The 19673-nt window shown below is 46.8% G+C and carries 16 protein-coding genes and 1 pseudogene; 1 reads left to right on the forward strand and 16 read right to left on the reverse strand.

Annotated elements, in window-relative coordinates:
- Positions 1-14: 14 nt before the first annotated feature.
- On the reverse strand, positions 15-935 hold the full coding sequence (locus FD963_RS07875) for a histone deacetylase family protein (protein WP_215361712.1): 921 nt from the start codon (positions 933-935) through the stop codon (positions 15-17).
- 50 nt (positions 936-985) lie between these two features.
- Between FD963_RS07875 and FD963_RS07880 the strand changes: the two genes are divergently transcribed.
- Positions 986-2269 (forward strand): lytic transglycosylase domain-containing protein, encoded by a 1284-nt coding sequence (locus tag FD963_RS07880; protein WP_251367210.1) that lies wholly within the window; start codon positions 986-988, stop codon positions 2267-2269.
- Here the strand turns inward: FD963_RS07880 and cysM are convergent.
- The 15 genes and pseudogenes from cysM to gyrA form a co-directional block, all read right to left on the reverse strand.
- Entirely contained in the window at positions 2266-3177 is a 912-nt protein-coding gene (gene cysM, locus FD963_RS07885; protein ID WP_215357889.1) for a cysteine synthase CysM, read from the reverse strand. The two genes, FD963_RS07880 and cysM, sit on opposite strands and share 4 nt — an antisense overlap.
- A 41-nt stretch (positions 3178-3218) precedes the next feature.
- On the reverse strand, positions 3219-3647 hold the full coding sequence (locus FD963_RS07890; protein WP_215361714.1) for a helix-hairpin-helix domain-containing protein: 429 nt from the start codon (positions 3645-3647) through the stop codon (positions 3219-3221).
- An 88-nt stretch (positions 3648-3735) separates the two neighbouring features.
- Positions 3736-4755, reverse strand: coding sequence for an ADP-glyceromanno-heptose 6-epimerase (gene rfaD, locus FD963_RS07895; RefSeq protein ID WP_215361716.1), 1020 nt, complete (start codon positions 4753-4755; stop codon positions 3736-3738).
- Complete coding sequence (rfaE1, locus tag FD963_RS07900) at positions 4752-5681, reverse strand: D-glycero-beta-D-manno-heptose-7-phosphate kinase (RefSeq protein WP_215361717.1); 930 nt, start codon at positions 5679-5681, stop codon at positions 4752-4754. The genes rfaD and rfaE1 overlap by 4 nt, the downstream gene beginning before the upstream one ends.
- Positions 5682-5692: 11 nt before the next feature.
- On the reverse strand, positions 5693-7057 hold the full coding sequence (locus tag FD963_RS07905) for a UDP-glucose/GDP-mannose dehydrogenase family protein (RefSeq protein WP_215361719.1): 1365 nt from the start codon (positions 7055-7057) through the stop codon (positions 5693-5695).
- A 15-nt stretch (positions 7058-7072) separates the two neighbouring features.
- Positions 7073-8284 (reverse strand): lipopolysaccharide assembly protein LapB, encoded by a 1212-nt coding sequence (gene lapB, locus FD963_RS07910; RefSeq protein ID WP_215361720.1) that lies wholly within the window; start codon positions 8282-8284, stop codon positions 7073-7075.
- Between the two features lie 66 nt (positions 8285-8350).
- Positions 8351-8689 (reverse strand): annotated as a pseudogene (locus FD963_RS07915) (integration host factor subunit beta); the annotation flags it as partial.
- A 52-nt stretch (positions 8690-8741) separates the two neighbouring features.
- Complete coding sequence (gene rpsA, locus FD963_RS07920) at positions 8742-10415, reverse strand: 30S ribosomal protein S1 (RefSeq protein WP_072583667.1); 1674 nt, start codon at positions 10413-10415, stop codon at positions 8742-8744.
- A 136-nt stretch (positions 10416-10551) separates the two neighbouring features.
- Positions 10552-11214 (reverse strand): (d)CMP kinase, encoded by a 663-nt coding sequence (cmk, locus tag FD963_RS07925; RefSeq protein WP_215361722.1) that lies wholly within the window; start codon positions 11212-11214, stop codon positions 10552-10554.
- A 14-nt stretch (positions 11215-11228) separates the two neighbouring features.
- On the reverse strand, positions 11229-12548 hold the full coding sequence (gene aroA / locus FD963_RS07930; RefSeq protein WP_215363943.1) for a 3-phosphoshikimate 1-carboxyvinyltransferase: 1320 nt from the start codon (positions 12546-12548) through the stop codon (positions 11229-11231).
- A gap of 8 nt (positions 12549-12556) precedes the next feature.
- Positions 12557-13438 (reverse strand): prephenate dehydrogenase/arogenate dehydrogenase family protein, encoded by an 882-nt coding sequence (locus tag FD963_RS07935; RefSeq protein ID WP_215361725.1) that lies wholly within the window; start codon positions 13436-13438, stop codon positions 12557-12559.
- Positions 13435-14553 carry a histidinol-phosphate transaminase gene (gene hisC, locus FD963_RS07940; RefSeq protein WP_215361727.1) on the reverse strand — a complete coding sequence of 373 codons (1119 nt, stop codon included), beginning with the start codon at positions 14551-14553 and terminating at the stop codon, positions 13435-13437. Before hisC ends, FD963_RS07935 begins: the two co-directional genes overlap by 4 nt.
- A gap of 54 nt (positions 14554-14607) precedes the next feature.
- Positions 14608-15687 (reverse strand): prephenate dehydratase, encoded by a 1080-nt coding sequence (pheA, locus tag FD963_RS07945; RefSeq protein WP_215361729.1) that lies wholly within the window; start codon positions 15685-15687, stop codon positions 14608-14610.
- Entirely contained in the window at positions 15687-16784 is a 1098-nt protein-coding gene (serC, locus tag FD963_RS07950; RefSeq protein WP_215361731.1) for a 3-phosphoserine/phosphohydroxythreonine transaminase, read from the reverse strand. The genes pheA and serC overlap by 1 nt, the downstream gene beginning before the upstream one ends.
- A gap of 26 nt (positions 16785-16810) precedes the next feature.
- Positions 16811-19525, reverse strand: coding sequence for a DNA gyrase subunit A (gene gyrA, locus FD963_RS07955; protein WP_215361733.1), 2715 nt, complete (start codon positions 19523-19525; stop codon positions 16811-16813).
- Between the last annotated feature and the right edge of the window lie 148 nt (positions 19526-19673).

Here is a 19673-nt window from a genome sequence, read left to right on the forward strand (position 1 = left end):
TACTAAATTCTTTGTTAAATATCTGCAAGCGCCTTAATGTGGGCCACTACGCTACGGCCCAATGCCGAGAGGTTGTAACCACCCTCTAAGCAACTCACAATACGTCCTTGCGCATAGTCGTTAGCAATCTCTTTTAAACGCTTGGTAATCCAGACATAGTCATCCTCTACCAAGCCCATCTGCCCTAAATCATCTTCGCGATGAGCATCAAAGCCCGCTGAAATCATGATGAGCTCAGGCTCAAAGTTACGCAAAGCAGGTAACCATTGCTCTTCAACAATGGAGCGGACTACATCGCCCCGAGTCGCAGCGGGTAAGGGTACATTGACCATATTGTTCGCATGATCAAGACCGCTGTAGGGATAAAAAGGGTGTTGAAAAAAGCTACACATCAAAACATTAGGGTCATTGAAGAAAGCGGCTTCAGTACCGTTGCCATGATGGACATCAAAATCAATGATGGCAACACGCTCAATGCCGTATGCTTCCATTGCATATCGTGCAGCAATCGCCACGTTATCAAATAAACAAAACCCCATAGAACGTGTTGGTTCGGCATGATGGCCTGGGGGCCTTACAGCACAAAAGACATTCTCAACTTCACCCTTCATCACCGCATCCACGCCTGCAATAGCAGCGCCTGCAGCTCTAAGCGCCACCCTATAGGTATGGGGATTCATAATGGTGTCACCATCGAGCATGAAATATCCACTCTCTGGGGCGCGATCTCGAACAAAAGAAACATGGTCAGGACTGTGCACTAATTCAAGTTGGTCTTCAGTTGCCAATGGCGCATCTAAATGATGTAAAAATTGATCAACACCGCTGCGAATCAATTGATCATTGATCGCCTGAATTCTCTCCGGACACTCTGGATGATGGCTTCCCATCTCATGTTTCAGAAAGTCTGGATGAGTTATGTATCCTGTTGTCATTACTCGAAATCCTTAATAGCAAATTTGTAATTTTTATAATCTAATTAAACGTGCTCAACATTCGAAAATCCAATACCTTAGGCATGAACTTTCGTGTCTCCTGCTTACTACTTACTCTTGCGCTGGCGGGATGCTCTAGCACCCCCACGCAGCCAATCCAATCGCAACAGCTCATCGTAAACCAGACTGACGATGCCGCTACCGAGGCGCGTTTTAGCCAGAACCTTAACGAACTCCTTACCCAGGTCTCCCAAAACCAAGAAATCCCACTCCCAGCCCTAGAAATGGGCTTTCTAGATGCTAAAACGGTTCCCTCAATTCGGAAATTGGTATTACCCCCATCGGGCACCTTTAAAAAGAACTGGCTGGCTTATCGCAAACGCTTTATTGAGCCCGTGCGCCTTAAGGCTGGCAGGGCCTTTTGGGACCAAAATCAGGCCTTTTTGAGCCAAGTTGAGCAAGAGTCAGGGGTGCCAGCTGAGATTATTGTGGCCATTATTGGCATCGAAACCATCTATGGACGCCAAACTGGCAATTTCAGGGTGAAAGATGTTCTATCCACCCTCGCCTTTAGTTACCCAGATACTCCCAATAAGCCAGCACGTGAACAACTCTTCAAGGATCAACTCAAAGAGCTCATTCTGATGTGCTGGACTGGGGCGGGTGGCAAGTTGTCCTCCAAAAATAGTAGTCAAGGCATTAATAGCGTACGCTTTAATGCCTGCCTAAATCAGAATAGTTCTTATGCTGGTGCCATCGGTCTGCCACAGTTCATGCCTAGCAGTATTCGTAGCTTTGCAGTTGATGGAGATGGCGATGGTCAAATTGATCTAAAGCAAAGCCCTAAGGACGCTATTGCGAGTGTTGCCAACTTCATGAAACAACATGGCTGGCAACCAGGTATGCCGATTTCGTTTCCAGTGCAAGAAAATGGTATCGGTGCCGCAAAAGCACTGGCTGATGGTGAACCGCAATTGAAATTCACCGTACAAGAGCTGATTGAAAAAGGAATCTTGACTCAGTCACAAGGTGACCTACAAAGTGGTGGCGTAGAACCTCAAAGCAAAGCCTTCATTGTTGACCTCCCCTATCCCGATAAGGATGGTGTAGATCAGGTGCAATATTTTGTTGGCTTAAATAATTTTCTGACAATTGTGCAATATAACCGTAGCTATTTTTATGCGCAAAGTGTTGCTGAGTTTGCAGAAGCCTTAGGATATAAAAACCAAAGTGTTGTACCAGTAGAAAACTCAGCCAAAGCTAGCGGATCTAAGGCAAGCACTGAAAAGTCTAAAACTAAGAAATCCAGCGCTAAGAAAAAAGTAAAGTCTTAGGCTGGAAAAACACCAGTTGATAGGTAGCGGTCACCACGGTCGCAGACAATAAAGACGATCGTAGCATTTTCAACTTGGCGTGCAATACGCAAAGCCACTACCAAAGCACCTCCAGCAGAGATGCCGCAGAAGATACCTTCTTCCGCCGCCAAGCGACGCGCCATCTCCTCTGCATCTGCTTGCGAAACATACTCAATCAAATCCACCTTATCGCCTTGATAAATCTTGGGCAGGTACTCGGGTGCCCACTTCCGAATACCCGGGATCTGAGAGCCCTCTTCTGGTTGTGCGCCAATAATCTGAATCGCAGGGTTCATGGACTTCAGGTAAGTGGAGACTCCCGTAATGGTTCCAGTTGTACCCATAGCGGATATGAAATGGGTAATCTGTCCATCCGTGTCTCGCCAAATTTCTGGTCCAGTAGTTTCGATATGTGCTCTAGGATTGTCAGGGTTAGCAAACTGATCAAGCAATCTGCCGCGACCTTCTCTTTGCAGCTGCAAGGCGTAATCTCTGGCAAATTCCATGCCACCAGAAGCTGCGGTCAATATTAATTCAGCTCCGTAAGCCGCCATACTTTGACGACGTTCAATACTTTGATTTTCTGGCATGACTAAAATCATTTTGTAACCGAGCATCGCTGCAGTCATTGCTAAAGCAATACCCGTATTACCACTAGTTGCTTCAATTAAAGTATCGCCAGGTTTAATTTCACCGCGTTCTTGTGCACGTGAGATCATCGACAGCGCAGGTCGGTCCTTCACCGACCCGGCTGGATTGTTTCCCTCCAGCTTACCTAAGATCACATTATTGCGATTCTCGTTTTCTAAACCAGGAATACGCTGCAAACGAACTAAAGGCGTATTGCCCACAGTCTGCGAAATAGTCAGGTAGGAAGGTTTGCTCATGAAGCCATTTTAGCCATAAGCCGCCTTACACACGGAAGGGTTTAATTTCTGCGGCCTGATCCCGAACGCTCCTGCTGATTGCGAGGACTAGCTTGATTACGCGAATTGCGTCGGCTAGAGGCCCCGCCCTCTTTCTTGGTTCGACCATTCGGCTCCCGAAAAGAACTAGGAGCTTCAATCGTTAAGCCGTTATCGACCATTTTTTCGACTGATTTCATGCCAATGCCACGAACCCGCTTCTGCAGATCATTAGCATCCTGAAAATGACCCCCGTCCAAACGTTCAGCAATAATGGTTTTTGCTTTAGCTGGGCCAATACCCTTAATACTCTCTAACTCCGTTTGAGTGGCAGTATTAACATTAATGGGTGAAGCGTAAGCTGCTCCAGAGCTTGAAGCCAATACAGTCAATGCTAGCGCTACAGCCCTAACGAAACTTTGAACTGTACCTAAAGTTAAATTTTTTATCATCTTCTCTCCTGTGGTAAATAAAAAATCCACGGACACAAAGTGCGCGTGGATCGTTTACAACGAGGAGAAACTACTTTTGTTGACTGACTTACAAGGGGTTAGCTAGAAAACCAGCATTGGCCTCCAACCACTCAATATATTTTCCTACACCCTGCTCTACATTGAGGAAGGGCTCTGTATAGCCAGCCGCTCTAAGTTTGGTGAGATCGGCTTGAGTAAAGCATTGATATTTGCCTTTGAGCGCATCCGGAAACGGAATGTACTCAATCGCTTTTTCTTTAACCAATTCTTGAAGAGTTGCAGGCGCTGCATTATCTAGCTTACGCATAGAGTTAGCGACGGCATGCGCTACATCATTAAAAGGTTGCGCACGACCGCTGCCCAAATTGAAGATGCCACTAATTTCTGGATGATCCAAGAAGAAGAGGTTTACTTTAACTACATCCTCAACAGATACAAAGTCGCGACTTTGCTCACCAGGCGCATAACCACCGTACTCACCAAACAGTTTCACGTGGCCATTAGCCTTGTATTGATGATATTGATGAAAGGCAACTGAAGCCATGCGGCCTTTATGTGACTCACGAGGGCCATAGACATTGAAGTAACGGAAGCCAACTACTTGTGCTGTATTGGCTTTTTCAGCAAAGCGCTTACGCATCACTTGATCAAATAAGAACTTAGAGTAGCCATAAATATTAAGGGGCTTCTCGTGCTCACGGCTCTCTACAAATACGTCTGAACCGCCATAGGTTGCTGCAGAAGAGGCATAAAGCAATTGAACTTTTTGCTCAGTACAAATATCCAACAGGTCCATGGTGTAGCGATAGTTGTTCGCCATCATGAAAATACCATCTGTTTCCATGGTGTCGGAGCAAGCTCCTTCATGAAACACGGCCTTAACTTTGCCAAAGCGACCACTTCTAAATGCTTCTAAAAACTCATCTTTATCGAGGTAATCAATGATGTCCAAATCAGCGAGATTGCGATACTTATCTGCAGGACGAAGATCATCCACTGCAATGATATTTTTTTCACCACGCGCATTGAGCGCTTGAACAATATTAGCGCCAATAAATCCAGCTGCGCCGGTTACGATAATAGTCACTGTAATTCCTCTGAAGTAACGGTTGCAGTTCCCAACTTACCAACAACGATGCCACCTGCACGGTTTGCAAGCGCCATGGCTTTTTCTAAAGGCCACTTCGCAGCTAAGGCTACAGCCAATGTTGCAATTACAGTATCACCAGCACCAGAGACATCAAACACCTCACGCGCCTGCGCTTTAACGTGACTCACACCGGATTCGGTATATAGGCTCATTCCGTCCTCAGAACGGGTAAGGAGCAAGGCTTGTAAGTCAAGAGACTTTCTGAGGTCCTGGGCTTTCTTGGTCAAATCTTCTTCGCTAGTCCACTGGCCAACTACTTGGCGTAACTCACTGCGGTTAGGCGTTAAAACGGTAGCGCCACGATACTTCTCATAATCTTCACCCTTAGGGTCAACCAAGATCATTTTGTTTTGTGCTTTAGCTTGCTCAATCATATGAGCTACTTGGCCCAATGCACCTTTGCCGTAATCGGAAAGTATTACTACATCAGCAGCACCAACGAGTTTTTCAAAACGCTCTAATTTATGAGCAAGCGCTTTTGCACTAGGGGTTTCTTCAAAGTCTAAGCGAATTAATTGTTGCTGGCGAGCAATCACACGAAGTTTCACAATAGTGGGAACGTCCGCATCAATTTCTAATTGACTATCGACACCACCAGCTTTTAACAACTCAACTACACGTTTACCAGGCTCATCGTTACCAACAATACCCAAAATAGTTGCTTTAGCGTCGAGTGCAGCCACGTTACGCGCTACGTTAGCGGCGCCACCAAGACGCTCATCAATCTTACCTACCTGCACCACTGGAACTGGCGCCTCAGGAGAAATACGATTAGTATCGCCAAACCAATAGCGATCGAGCATGACATCACCCACCACTAATAGGCGGGCTTTAGAGAACTGCTCTCGGTTTGCTTTTTCCATTTGCATCTACTTTAATTATGTCTACCAATACCATGGTACTCAATACCTAATTCTTGCATAGAAGCTGGCTCATAGAGGTTACGGCCATCAAAGATGATGGCACGCTTGAGTTTTTGCATGGCTTGGTCAAAATCTGGTGTATGGAATGCCTTCCATTCCGTCACAATAACCAAGGCATCAGCATCAGTTAGTGCTGACATCGGATCAGCGGTCATTGATACTTGCGCAAGACCTGTTGGATTACCTCTAAAGTCGAGCTCCAGGGCATGACTAGCTTCAGACATGGCGACCGGATCATACGCAACCACTTGGGCGCCACGCTTAACTAATTCCTGAATAATCACACGGCTAGGCGCTTCGCGCATATCGTCGGTATTAGGTTTAAAAGCCAAGCCCCAGAGTGCAAACTTCATGCCTATAAGGTCACTACCAAAGCGCTTTTCGATCTTATCGACCAAGATGTACTTTTGTAATTCATTGACAGCTTCAACAGCATCAAGGATCTTGAGATCTCTACCATGCTCTTTAGCGGTTTTGGATAAAGCTGACACATCTTTAGGAAAGCATGATCCGCCATAACCAGTACCGGGATACAAAAAGCCAAAACCAATACGTGAGTCAGAACCAATACCTTGGCGCACATGTTCAATATCAGCACCAACTAAGTCAGCCAAGTTGGCTAACTCATTCATAAAGGAGATGCGGGTCGCCAACATCGCATTAGCTGCATATTTAGTCAGCTCAGCACTCTTCACATCCATATAGTAGGTGCGTTCGTGGTTACGATTGAATGGGGCATAGAGTTTGCGCATTTGCTCTTTAGCGCGCATTCCTGCTGGAGTATTTTCAGTACCAATCACGATGCGGTCAGGACGCATAAAGTCTTCGACAGCTGCACCTTCTTTTAAGAACTCAGGATTGGAGACCACGGCACATAAGTCTGAAGGTAAACCTCTTTTTTCTAGCTCTTCGGTAATTGCGGCTTGAACCTTATCCGCAGTACCCACTGGCACAGTCGATTTATCAACAATCACTTTAGGAGTGGTCATATGACGACCGATGTTGCACGCTGCCGCGACGACGTATTGCAAATCAGCTGAGCCATCTTCATCCGGAGGTGTACCAACCGCGATGAACTGAATATCACCATGGGCAACGGATGCAGCAATATCAGTGGAGAACTGCAAACGGCCAGCACTTCTGTTGCGCTCAATCATCTCTTTAAGACCGGGCTCATAAATAGGCACGCCGCCAGAGTTGAGAATCTCAATCTTTTTTGGATCTACGTCAACACAAAAAACGTTATTGCCCTGCTCGGCCAAGCATGCGCCTGTAACAAGACCTACGTAACCGCTACCGATGATGGTGACTTTCAATTTCTCTCCAAATCTTTACATGGAAGGGCCGCTAGGTGCAGCACCCTCGCTACGTCTCGGGGAGTATGCCTCCCAATGATTACAGCCAGGGCATTGCCAATAAAATCTTCTCGCTCTAAAGCCGCAATTGCCGCATGTGTAACGGGCTAGGCTGGTGGTACGTTGGCGCAGAAGCTTCAGAATGGACTGCAACTCCAGCAGTCTTTCTGGGTTAGCGCTACCCTCCTCCAATGCAAGGCGAGTTTCAGCCATCTTAGACAGCGCAATCAAAGTCGGCGAATGCTGCATGACATCAGACAACATCGCATTTGCTGCCTGTGGGCCCCGAATTTTCATCAAGTGCTTATGCACAATATCGAGCAACTCACCAGTGGCTTGAGTTTTTAGCAACTCACAGAGGCGATCCAAACCTTCGTCCTCTTTATTAATTGCTGCATGAGCCAGCATCCAACGATCGGCTAATAAATGCATATAAGCGGGATGAGAACTAGCAATTAAACTCCAAGCCTCAATCGCTTGAGCAGGACGATCCATTGCCATCAAATAATCGCCTTGCAAGATCAAAGCACGCGCATGATTCGGCACAGCCTGCAGAGCACGCTGGATGGATTGCTCCGCCTCAACCAAGTCTTTGCGACGTAAGGCCTCTTGACCAAGCTCACAGTGAAATTGAGCGATTTCAGTATGATGCGATTTATCTTGCAGCCCTTCTAGTTCACTTGCAGCAATGATGGCTTTTTTCCAATCATGCTCAATTTGATACATCTCCAACAAGCTCTCTTTTGCAGGCTCAGCATATTTGCCATCACCGACACGATTTAGCGAGGCTTCGGCGCGGTCAAGCAAACCTGCCCGTAAAAAGTCACGGCCTAACTCATAGGCAGCGTGATCACGATCACGAGGCTTTAAATCATCACGATTAGCCAGGTGTTGATGAATGCGAATAGCGCGCTCTGTTTCACCGCGACGGCGAAATAAATTGCCTAATGAGAAATGTAACTCAATGGTCTCTGGATCTAACTGGGCAATTTTGACTAAGGTTTCAATCGCTTGATCAGGTTGCTCATTGAGCAAAAGGCTCAAACCTTTAAAAGTAGAGCGCTGCTGACGCATGCGCTCACGTTCATCCATGCGGTTTTCAAGACGCAAATCCCAGCGCGCCGCTAACCAACCGATACCAAACATTACTGGTAGCAGCAGCAACCAAGGAGTAGCCATCTGAATCATCGCGTGCAGAATTTAAATAAAAAAATGGCCCGAATGGACCACTGAGGTTGAGCCTGAATCTTAGGCACCAGAACCCTCTTTGGGGCCCGCCTGCTTCAAAGGCTTGTAATCTACTCGCTCACGCAACTCTTTGCCAGGCTTAAAGTGCGGAACGCGTTTTTCTGGAATCAATACTTTCTCGCCAGACTTTGGATTGCGACCAGTACGAGCAGGACGATGGTGAAGCACAAAACTCCCCACACCGCGCAATTCGATTCGCTTACCCTCAGCCAAAGCATGAGTCATAGTGTCTAGCAAAGTTTTTACCGCCAACTCCACGTCCCTAGGCAAAAGCTGCGGAAACTGTTCCGCGAGGCTCTCCACTAGTTCGGAGCGGGTGATTGCTTGTTGCTCTTGATCTGTCATGATCTATCAATAAAAAATCGCCGCCCTCCTAGTGGAAAGCGGCGATATTGATTTAGCCTTGATTATCCAATTTTGCTTTTAACAAAGCACCCAAATTGGTTGTGCCAGACTGCGCATCACCTTGGAGCTTGCTCATTGCATCTTGTTGATCAGAGCTGTCTTTTGCTTTGATTGAAAGATTGATAACACGTGACTTGCGATCAATATTAATGATCATTGCAGTAACGCTGTCGCCTTCTTTCAATACATTACGTGCATCTTCAACGCGATCTGTTGAGATCTCAGAGGCACGTAAGTAAGCTTCAACTTCATCAGCCAGGTGAATGGTTGCACCCTTAGCATCAACCGCTTTCACAGTACCAGTAACGAGGCTACCCTTGTCGCTGACAGATGTGTAGTTGTTGAATGGGTCACCAGACAATTGCTTAATACCGAGAGAGATACGCTCTTTCTCAACATCAATTGCCAATACAGTGGCTTCAACTTCATCACCTTTTTTGTATTTCTTAACAGCTTCTTCACCTGGCTCATTCCATGAAATGTCTGAGAGGTGAACTAAACCGTCGATACCGCCAGGCAAGCCAATAAACACACCGAAGTCAGTAATAGACTTGATTGCGCCAGTTAACTTATCGCCTTTTTGTTGGGCACGTGAAAACTCTTCCCATGGATTCGCTTTGCACTGCTTAATGCCCAAGCTAATACGACGCTTGTCTTCATCAATATCCAGAACCATTACTTCAACTTCAGTTCCTAATGCAGTAGCTTTGCTTGGAGCAACGTTCTTGTTAGTCCAGTCCATTTCAGAAACGTGTACCAAACCTTCGATACCAGATTCGATTTCAACGAATGCGCCGTAATCAGTCAAATTGGTTACTTTGCCGAATAAACGGGTGTTTGGTGGGTAACGACGAGCGATACCAACCCATGGATCATCACCAAGTTGTTTCACGCCGAGTGAAACACGGTTCTTCTCTTGATCGAACTTCAAAATCTTCGCGGTAACTTCTTGACCAACAGTCAACATCTCGCTTGGGTGACGCACACGACGCCATGCCAAGTCAGTGATGTGCAAGAGGCCATCGATACCACCGAGATCAACGAATGCGCCGTAATCAGTGATGTTCTTAACGAGGCCAGTAACTACTGCGCCTTCTTTAAGGTTAGACATCAACTTAGCACGCTCTTCACCTTGGCTAGCTTCAACCACTGCGCGACGTGACAACACTACGTTGTTACGTTTACGGTCAAGCTTGATAACCTTGAACTCCATCGTCTTACCTTCGTAAGGGCTGGTGTCTTTGATTGGACGTGTATCAACGAGTGATCCAGGCAAGAATGCGCGGATACCGTTAACCATTACAGTCAAGCCGCCTTTAACCTTACCAGTAACAGTACCGGTAACGATCTCAGCTTGCTCAAGCGCTTTTTCCAAGTTCATCCATGATGCCAAGCGTTTCGCTTTATCACGGGAAAGGATGGTGTCGCCATAGCCGTTCTCAAGAGCGTCAATAGCAACAGAAACGAAATCGCCAGGAGCTACTTCAATCTCGCCAGCGTCGTTATGGAATTCTTCAACAGGAATAAACGCTTCAGACTTTAAGCCAGCGTTAACAACGACGAAGTTATGGTCGATGCGAAGAACTTCAGCCGAGATAACTTGGCCGGTCTTCATATTCGATCGGGTTAATGATTCTTCAAATAGTTCTGCAAATGATTCAGACATGTGTATTCACTTTGTGCCGTCAGAAGGCCTGACGGGTTAGATTAAAAAAGTCTTCAAGAAACACGCTAATGAAAAGTCGCGTTGTGGAGTTTCTTAAGACACCAAAAACTACTACCTACAGCTAACTACTTACAAACTAGGCGATTGTTGATTGATACCAATCTAAAACCGCCTTAACTGCTTGATCTATCGACAAATCTGATGTTTCAAGCACTTTTGCACCATCTGCAACTAACAAGGGTGCGGTACCTCGACTACTGTCTCTGGCATCACGCTCCTGCAAATCTTGCAGCAAGTCTTCAAGTTTAGCAGAAATTCCCTTAGCTATCAATTGCTTATAGCGACGCTCGGCTCTGGCGGCAGCTGTTGCAGTCAAGAAAACCTTTAAAACAGCATCCGGGAATATGACACTGGCCATATCCCTACCATCGGCTACCAGCCCCGGAGATTGGCGAAAACTGCGCTGCAGACCCACTAAAGCAGATCTCACCTCAGGGTGGATGGCTAAAGCAGAGGCTCTTAATCCCATGCTTTCTGTACGAATAGCATCCGTTACATCCTCGCCATTCAGAAAAATCTGCCTATTTTTGAATGAAATCAATAACTTAGGAACCAAAAGGCCTAATTCTGGGCCATTTTTAACGTCAATTCCCTGTTTTTCGCTTGCTAAAGCAACCAAACGATAGAGGGCGCCGCTATCCAAGTAATGGAATCCCAACTTTTCAGCAATAAGAGAAGCAACTGTCCCCTTGCCTGAAGCGGTGGGTCCGTCAATTGCAATGACTGGTGGAAGGTTCATCAGTAGCGCCGGACTTAACTGACTACTTTCGCAAATTCCGCGAAATAGGTGGGGAAGGTTTTTGCTACGCAATTCGGATCATTGATCTTGAGTGTATTTGGACCAAACGCAGCGAGCGAGAAGCACATCGCCATGCGATGGTCATCATACGTATCGATCCCCTCGCTTGGAGACTTCCAATCACTTTGAGAGGTGGGGGCTTGTACAACGATGTAATCAGCGCCCTCTTCTACGATCGCACCAACCTTTTTTAACTCTTTAGCCATTGCAGCAATGCGATCGGTTTCTTTCACTCGCCAGCTAGCAATGCTATTCAAGCGCGTTGGGCCTTCTGCGAATAATGCAGCAATAGCCAGTGTCATCGCCGCATCTGGAATTTCAGTGCAATCCATTGTGATCCCATTGAGTTTGCCGTTGGCATTTGTCACACCAGACACTTCAATCCAATCTTCACCAGCATTAATCTTTGCGCCCATTAGTGCAAGCGCATCGGCAAATGCCACATCGCCTTGAATACTATCTTTGCCAACACCTAACACCTTAAGTGGGCCACCACCTATGGCGCCTAGAGCCAAAAAGTAGGAAGCAGAAGAAGCGTCACCCTCTACCGACAGCTGACCAGGACTCTTGTAAACGGCATCAGAATGTTTTGCAGGAATAATGAATGACTGTTTATCAGGGCAAGCAACCGTTACGCCAAAGCGCGCCATCAACTTCAATGTGATATCGATGTACGGACGTGAGATAAGCTCACCAATCACTTCAATACGCACCGGCTCTATCGCAACCAAAGGCAAAGCCATGAGCAATGCAGTTAGAAATTGACTAGATACATCGCCACGCACTTTAACGACATCTTTAATCTGAATCGCTGCTGCTGATATTTTGATCGGTGGATAACCTTCTGCTAATTCATAGTCGATTTTTGCGCCCACTTGACGCAAACCATCCACCAAATCACGTATTGGTCTCTCATGCATACGCGCAACACCAGATAAGCGGTAATTGCCACCCTGCATTGCAAGCGCGGCAGTTAAGGGACGAATCGCAGTACCTGCATTACCCATAAACAAATCGGCTTCACGCACGGGGAATTGACCGCCACAACCCTCTACTACACAGGTATTGTTTCCCTGATCAGTGACTGATAAACCCAATTTGCGCAAAGCATTGCGCATGACCTGAGTGTCATCCGCATCCAATAGGTTCTTGAGGGTAGTTGTGCCAGAAGAAAGGGCTGCAAGTAGCAATGCCCGATTCGAAATACTCTTAGACCCCGGCAAAACAATCGAGCCCTGGGCTCGCTTGAATGGACCAATACTAATATCTGGCAATCCACTCATCAAAGCACATCCAAGTCTTGACGTGCTTTACTCGCCTTATTGAATAATTTTTCCAATCCAGGACCATCGTTCTCAGCAATCAGTTTACGCATGTGACTCACAATCAACAGATACTGATCCAACTCTTTCAGAATTGCGGTGCGATTACCTAAGCAAATGTCGCGCCACATCTCTGGGCTGGATGCAGCAATGCGCGTAAAATCTTTAAAGCCGGCACCAACATGGCTCAACTTTTGCTCGGCATCTTCTGAGTTCACCACGCTAGCCATTAAGGCATATGACAAGAGGTGCGGAAGATGGGATACGGCCGCATAAATCGCATCGTGCTGAACAACGCCAATCTTTTTCACTTCAGAGCCAACACTCTCCCAGAAGCCAGCAATCAAAGCCGTGTCCTCAGGTGAGTTCTCTTGTAATGGGCAAATGATGGTTTGCTTTCCCTGAAATAAATCCGCTTTAGCAGCACTTGCTCCATGCTGAGCCCCACCAGCAATCGGATGCGCTGGTACAAATTGACAAGCCTTCTTGCCCAACACCTCTTTGGCAGCCAGGATGACATCACCCTTAGTGCTTCCAGCATCACTAATCATAGTGCGAGGCTCAAGATGAGGCTCCATCACCTCAAAGGCAGCTCGCATTTGAGCTACTGGCACGCAAAGGACAATCACATCAGATTGTTTTGCCGCTTCAACCAAATCAACCACACCATCAATCGCACCCATCTTTTGCGCTTGATCTAAATTTTCTTTGCTACGACCAACACCCAATACCTTAGTAACCACACCGGCTTTTTTGAGTGCCAAACCTAAAGACGCACCAATCAAACCAACACCAACGATGGTGACAGTGCCGTAATTGCTTGCTGGATTAATGATGGTCATTTAAGAATATCTTTTAAGGCAACAATAAAAGCCGCATTTTCTTCCGGCAAGCCAATAGAAATGCGTAACCATTGCGGCAAGCCATAGTTACCGACTGGGCGAACAATAATGCCGCGCTTGAGTAACTCCAAATTGATGCGAGCACCCGCCTGGTCATCATCACCTACTCTTACTAAGACAAAGTTGCCCGCTGACGGCAAATATTGCAAGCCCAATTCATCAAACGCCTTGGTAAGCTGCCCGTAGCCTGCGCGGTTTAACTCAAATCCTTGCTGCAAGAATGCTTTGTCTTGAAAAGCTGCGATCGCCGCCGCCTGCGCAAGACTATTTACATTAAATGGCTGACGAATACGATTTAAAAGATCAGTTAAGTGCGGCTGAGCTACACCGTAACCAATACGCAAGCCAGCAAGACCATACGCTTTAGAGAAACTGCGCGACAAAATCATATTTGGGAAACGCTTCACCCAAGCAATCGCATCGTAGCGCTGCTCTGGGGTGAGGTATTCGTTATAAGCCTCATCAAGAACCACCACCACATGTGATGGCACTGCAAGCAAAAAGTCTTCAATCTCTTTAGCTGTAAGGTAACTACCTGTAGGATTATTTGGGTTAGCTACAAAGACTAACTTGGCTTTATCTCCGGATGCTTTAATCGCCGCCAACATGGCTGGTAGATCGTGCCCATAAATATCCGTAGCAGCCACTTCAATTGCCCTGGCGCCAACGGCCTGGGTAGCCAGAGGATAAACAGCAAAAGCATGCTTTGAGAAGATCACTTCATCGCCCGCTTGCGCCACTGCACGCGCAGCCAACTCCAAAATATCGTTACTGCCGTTGCCCAAGGTGATCCAATCTGTTGGTACACCCAATCGATCAGCTAAAACATTCTTTAGCTCAAAACCATTGGAATCTGGGTAGCGACCTAAGTCACCTGCAGCCTTGAGCATGGCATCTTGTGCGGACTTTGGCATACCCAATGGATTTTCATTGGAAGCCAGCTTCACAATTTTATTTTCATCAAGGCCATACTCACGCGCAACTTCGCTGATAGGGCGACCACCAACATAAGGGGCGATCGCATGAATATGTTTTAAGCCAATCTTAGAAGTCATTCGAGCTTTACTAATTTATTTACTAATACGAAGTTAGTTACAGTTAATTTTTGATTAAGTAGAGTGAGGGTAAGAACCAAGGTTCTTATAGAAAGCTGCAACCCCTTTTAACTCCTCAAGCGCCTTCACTACTTTCGCATCATCTGCATGGCCAGCAATATCAATGTAAAAGTGATACTCCCAAGTACCTTTACGTGCAGGACGCGATTCAAAGCGATTCATGGATACACCATGCTTTGCTAAAGGCGCCAATAAGCGATGGACGGCGCCAGGCTGATTATCAACAGAGAGCACCAAAGAGGTCTGGTCTTTACCGGTTGGCTGGCAGGCATAGTTACCGACCACAACAAAACGGGTGCGATTATGCGGATCATCCTGAATCTGTGCAGCCACTGATTGCAAACCATAAGCTTCTTGAGCGGGATCGCCAGCGATCGCCGCTAAGGTAGGATCACTTGCCGCCATGCGAGCTGCTTCCGCGTTACTGCTCACTGCTTGACGCTTTAATTGTGGAGCGTGCACACTTAACCATTGCTGGCACTGAGCCAATGCTTGAGCGTGGGCACAAACGGTAGTTACACCATCAAGCTTGCCACTCTTGGTTAATAGATGATGACGAATTGGCAATACGACTTCGCCACTGATACGCATAGAAGAGTCCAGCAATAAATCTAATGTGCGAGAAATCGCACCTTCACTAGAATTCTCAACAGGCACTACGCCAAATTGTGCCGCACCCTTCTCTACTGCTTTAAAAACCTCATCCAAACTGGCACAAGGCAAGCCAGCGATGGAATGTCCAAAATAAGTCTGTGCAGCTTGCTCAGAAAATGTTCCGACTGGGCCAAGGTAAGCAATGGTTTGGCGGGCTTCCAAAGCCCTGCATGCAGACATTACTTCTCGCCAGATGGCAGCAATCCCGTCTGGAAGTAATGGGCCTTTATTAATTTCTTGAAGACGCGCTACAACTTGACGCTCACGCTCAGGACGAAAGACTGGTGAAGAGAAGCCACCTTTGACATGACCCACTTCTTGCGCTGCTTGTGCACGCTGAGTAAGCAAATCCAAAATCTGCGCATCGAGCGCATCAATTTTTTCCCGCAAGGGAGCTAAGCGCTGTTCTTCAGTACTCATTAAGCCCGCCTTTCAAAGTCGCGCATAAATTCAATTAAGGCTTTTACACCTTCAATAGGCATTGCGTTATAGATGCTGGCACGCATACCGCCTGCAGCTTTGTGGCCGCGTAAGGCAACCAAGCCAGCCGCGTTCGATTGCGCCAAAAACTCTGCATTCAGATTCTCATCTTTTAAGAAGAAAGTCACGTTCATACGTGAGCGATATTCCTTGGTGACACGATTCTCATACAAGCTGCTTTGATCTAAAAAGTTATAAAGTAAATCGGCTTTTTCTTGATTATGCTTTTCAATGGCTTTCACTCCGCCTTGCTTAAGCAACCACTTAAAGCCTAGGCCAGCCATATAAATCGAAAATGTCGGCGGCGTATTGATCATCGACTGAGTATTAGCTTGCACAGCCCAATCCCAAATTGTGGGAGTAATGCCCATGCTGTGACCAATTAAGTCCTTACGCACAATCACAATGGTCACACCAGAGGGGCCAATATTCTTTTGCGCACCACCAAACCAAACGGCGCACTTGTTTACATCCATCTCTTTAGAAAGAATATTGCTCGAGATATCCGCAACCAGTGGAACATCACCAACATCCGGCACGGCTGGGAACTCAACACCACCAATCGTTTCATTTGCGCAATAGAGAACATAAGCAGCATCGCTTGATAACTTCCAAGTTGACCTTGCGGGAATCGTATTGAATTTTTCTGCTGCTGAAGAGGCGACTAAATTTGCAATGCCGTACTTCTGCGCTTCTTTATACGATTTTTCTGACCATACGCCGGTAACGATGTAATCTGCCTTCGGCCCATTCTTAGCTAAAGGCATCAGATTCATGGGGATGGCTGCATTTTGCCCAAGGCCACCACCTTGTAAAAGCAAAATTTCATAACTATCAGGAATACTCATGAGGGTGCGCAAATCTTGCACCACCTCTTCATAGAGAGCCATAAACTCTTTGCCGCGATGGCTGACCTCCATGACACTAGCACCGAGTCCACGCCAATTGAGCATTTCATCGGCAGCCTGCTTCAGCACCTCTTCAGGCAAAGTAGCAGGCCCCGCAGCGAAATTGAAAATGCGGCGGTCAAAAGTCATGATGTGGCCTAGTCTAAAGGTGACGCTTAAGCGTCACCTACCGTATCGTCATTAGAGTCGGTTGTTGGATCAGCAGATACATCACCTTCTTCTGCGCTATCAACATCAACTTCTTCATCCGAATCGCTCTCAGCAATACGCTGTAAGCCTGACAAGCGAGTGCCTTCATCAACGTTGATCAAAGTGACGCCTTGAGTAGCTCGTCCCATTTCACGAATTTCAGAAACACGAGTACGTACCAAAATGCCACCGGTAGTAATCAGCATGATTTGATCTTCTGGCGATACCAGAGCAGCAGCAACTACTTTGCCGTTACGCTCTGAAGTCTGAATGGCAATCATGCCCTTTGTGCCGCGACCATGACGTGTGTATTCAGCGATTGGCGTACGCTTACCGTAACCATTCTCTGTAGCTGTCAATACGCTGCTTGGAATTGCAATGCCGTTCGCATCAACCACAGCCGCTTGAGCGCCTTCCGCAGCTTCTGCTGGAGCAACCAACATAGCGATCACTTGATGACCTTCGCCTAAGTTCATGCCACGCACTCCGCGTGCGGTACGACCCATTGGACGAACATCATTCTCGTCAAAGCGCACTGCTTTACCGGCGTCAGAGAACAACATAACGTCGTGCTGACCATCAGTAATCGCCGCACCAACTAAGAAGTCGTTTTCATTCAAATCAACCGCAATGATGCCAGCCTTACGTGGGTTAGAGAAGTCAGACAAGCGCGTCTTCTTCACAGTGCCCAAGCTAGTTGCCATAAAGACATAATGATCATCCTGATAACCCTTGATCGGGAGAATCACAGTGATCTTCTCGCCTTCAATCAGCGGGAACATGTTGACAATTGGCTTGCCACGAGAGGTGCGACTACCTTGCGGCACCTCCCAAACTTTGAGCCAATACATGCGGCCGCGATCGGAGAAGCACAAAATAATGTCATGCGTGTTAGCAACGAAGAGCGTGTCAATCCAATCTTCATTTTTAGTAGCTGCAGCTTGTTTGCCACGTCCACCGCGTTTTTGCGCACGATACTCGCTCAGAGGCTGACTCTTCATGTAACCAGTGTTAGAAAGAGTCACCACCATATCTTGAGGTGTAATCAAATCTTCCGTAAAGAGTTCTGTTGCATTCATTTCAATGAATGAGCGACGACCTGTATCACCACCAGCGATACCAAATTCCGCTTGAACTTCCTTCAACTCAGATTCAATCACTTGAGTTACACGCTCTGGCTTTGCTAACAAATCAAGTAAGTCAGAAATCTCCGACATCACTTCTTTGTATTCGTTAACAATCTTATCTTGCTCTAAACCAGTCAAGCGTTGCAAACGCATTTGCAAAATTTCTTGCGCCTGACTATCAGAGAGGCGATACAAACCAGTAGTTTGCATACCGTACTCAGGCAACAATCCTTCTGGACGATAGGCATTACGGCCGCCTGGCGTATCAGTCTCAGCGCGCGCCAACATCTCACGCACCATCGATGAATCCCAAGCTTTGCCCATCAACTCTTGTTTCGCAATGACAGGGTTCGCTGCAGCTTTAATAATCGCAATGAACTCATCAATGTTTGCTAACGCAACAGCCAAACCTTCTAAAACGTGACCACGATCACGTGCTTTGCGTAATTCAAAAATGGTACGACGTGTAACTACTTCACGACGATGCTGCAAGAAGTACTCAAGCATTTGCTTCAAGTTCAACAAGCGCGGCTGGTTATCTACCAGGGCCACCATGTTCATACCAAAGTTATCTTGTAGTTGAGTGCTCTTATACAAATTATTGAGAACAACTTCAGGCACTTCGCCGCGCTTCAATTCAATAACAACGCGCATACCAGATTTATCTGATTCATCACGCAAATCAGAAATGCCTTCTACTTTTTTCTCATTCACCAACTCAGCGATACGCTCGAGCAAGTTCTTTTTATTTACTTGGTATGGCAACTCGTCAACGATGATGGCTTGACGCGCGCCCTTATCCAAATCTTCAAAGTGAGTTTTGGCACGCATGACCACACGGCCACGGCCAGTGCGATAACCCTCGCGAACGCCTTGAACACCATAAATAATGCCGGCGGTCGGAAAATCCGGGGCTGGAATGATCTCAATGAGCTCATCAATCGTGCATTCTGGGTTGTGCAGCACGTGTAAACAGGCTGTAACCACCTCATCCAGGTTATGAGGAGGAATGTTGGTTGCCATGCCTACAGCAATGCCAGAACTGCCATTTATGAGCAAATTAGGCACTTTGGCAGGCAGAATCAGAGGTTCTTTCTCGCTACCGTCGTAATTTGGCCCAAAATCGACTGTTTCCTTGTCCAAATCGGCCAAAAGCTCATGAGCGATCTTGCGCAGGCGGATCTCGGTATACCGCATCGCAGCAGCGTTATCGCCGTCTACGGAGCCAAAGTTACCCTGCCCATCAACCAGCATATAGCGCAGAGAGAAATCCTGGGCCATCCGAACGATCGTGTCATACACCGCAGAATCACCGTGCGGATGGTATTTACCGATTACATCGCCAACTATACGGGCAGATTTTTTGTAAGCTCGGTTCCAATCGTTGTTTAATTCATACATAGCGAATAAGACCCGGCGGTGAACCGGTTTGAGGCCATCACGCACGTCTGGCAGGGCTCTGCCGACGATGACACTCATTGCGTAGTCCAAATAGGACCGCCGCATTTCGTCTTCGAGGGATATTGGTAGTGTTTCTTTAGCGGCTTGTTCCATCTAGAAATAATATCATTTTGATGACAGGTAGGCCCTATGCTAAGATTCTGTCAGTTTGTACGAAATTGAGATGTGTCGCTTTGCAGTTTTTGCATCAAGGTAGGGCGAATTACATTTAAGTTTGACTTTAATTAAAAAAGAGATTTTT

It is taken from the genome of Polynucleobacter sp. JS-JIR-II-50, from assembly GCF_018687895.1.
GTDB lineage: Bacteria > Pseudomonadota > Gammaproteobacteria > Burkholderiales > Burkholderiaceae > Polynucleobacter.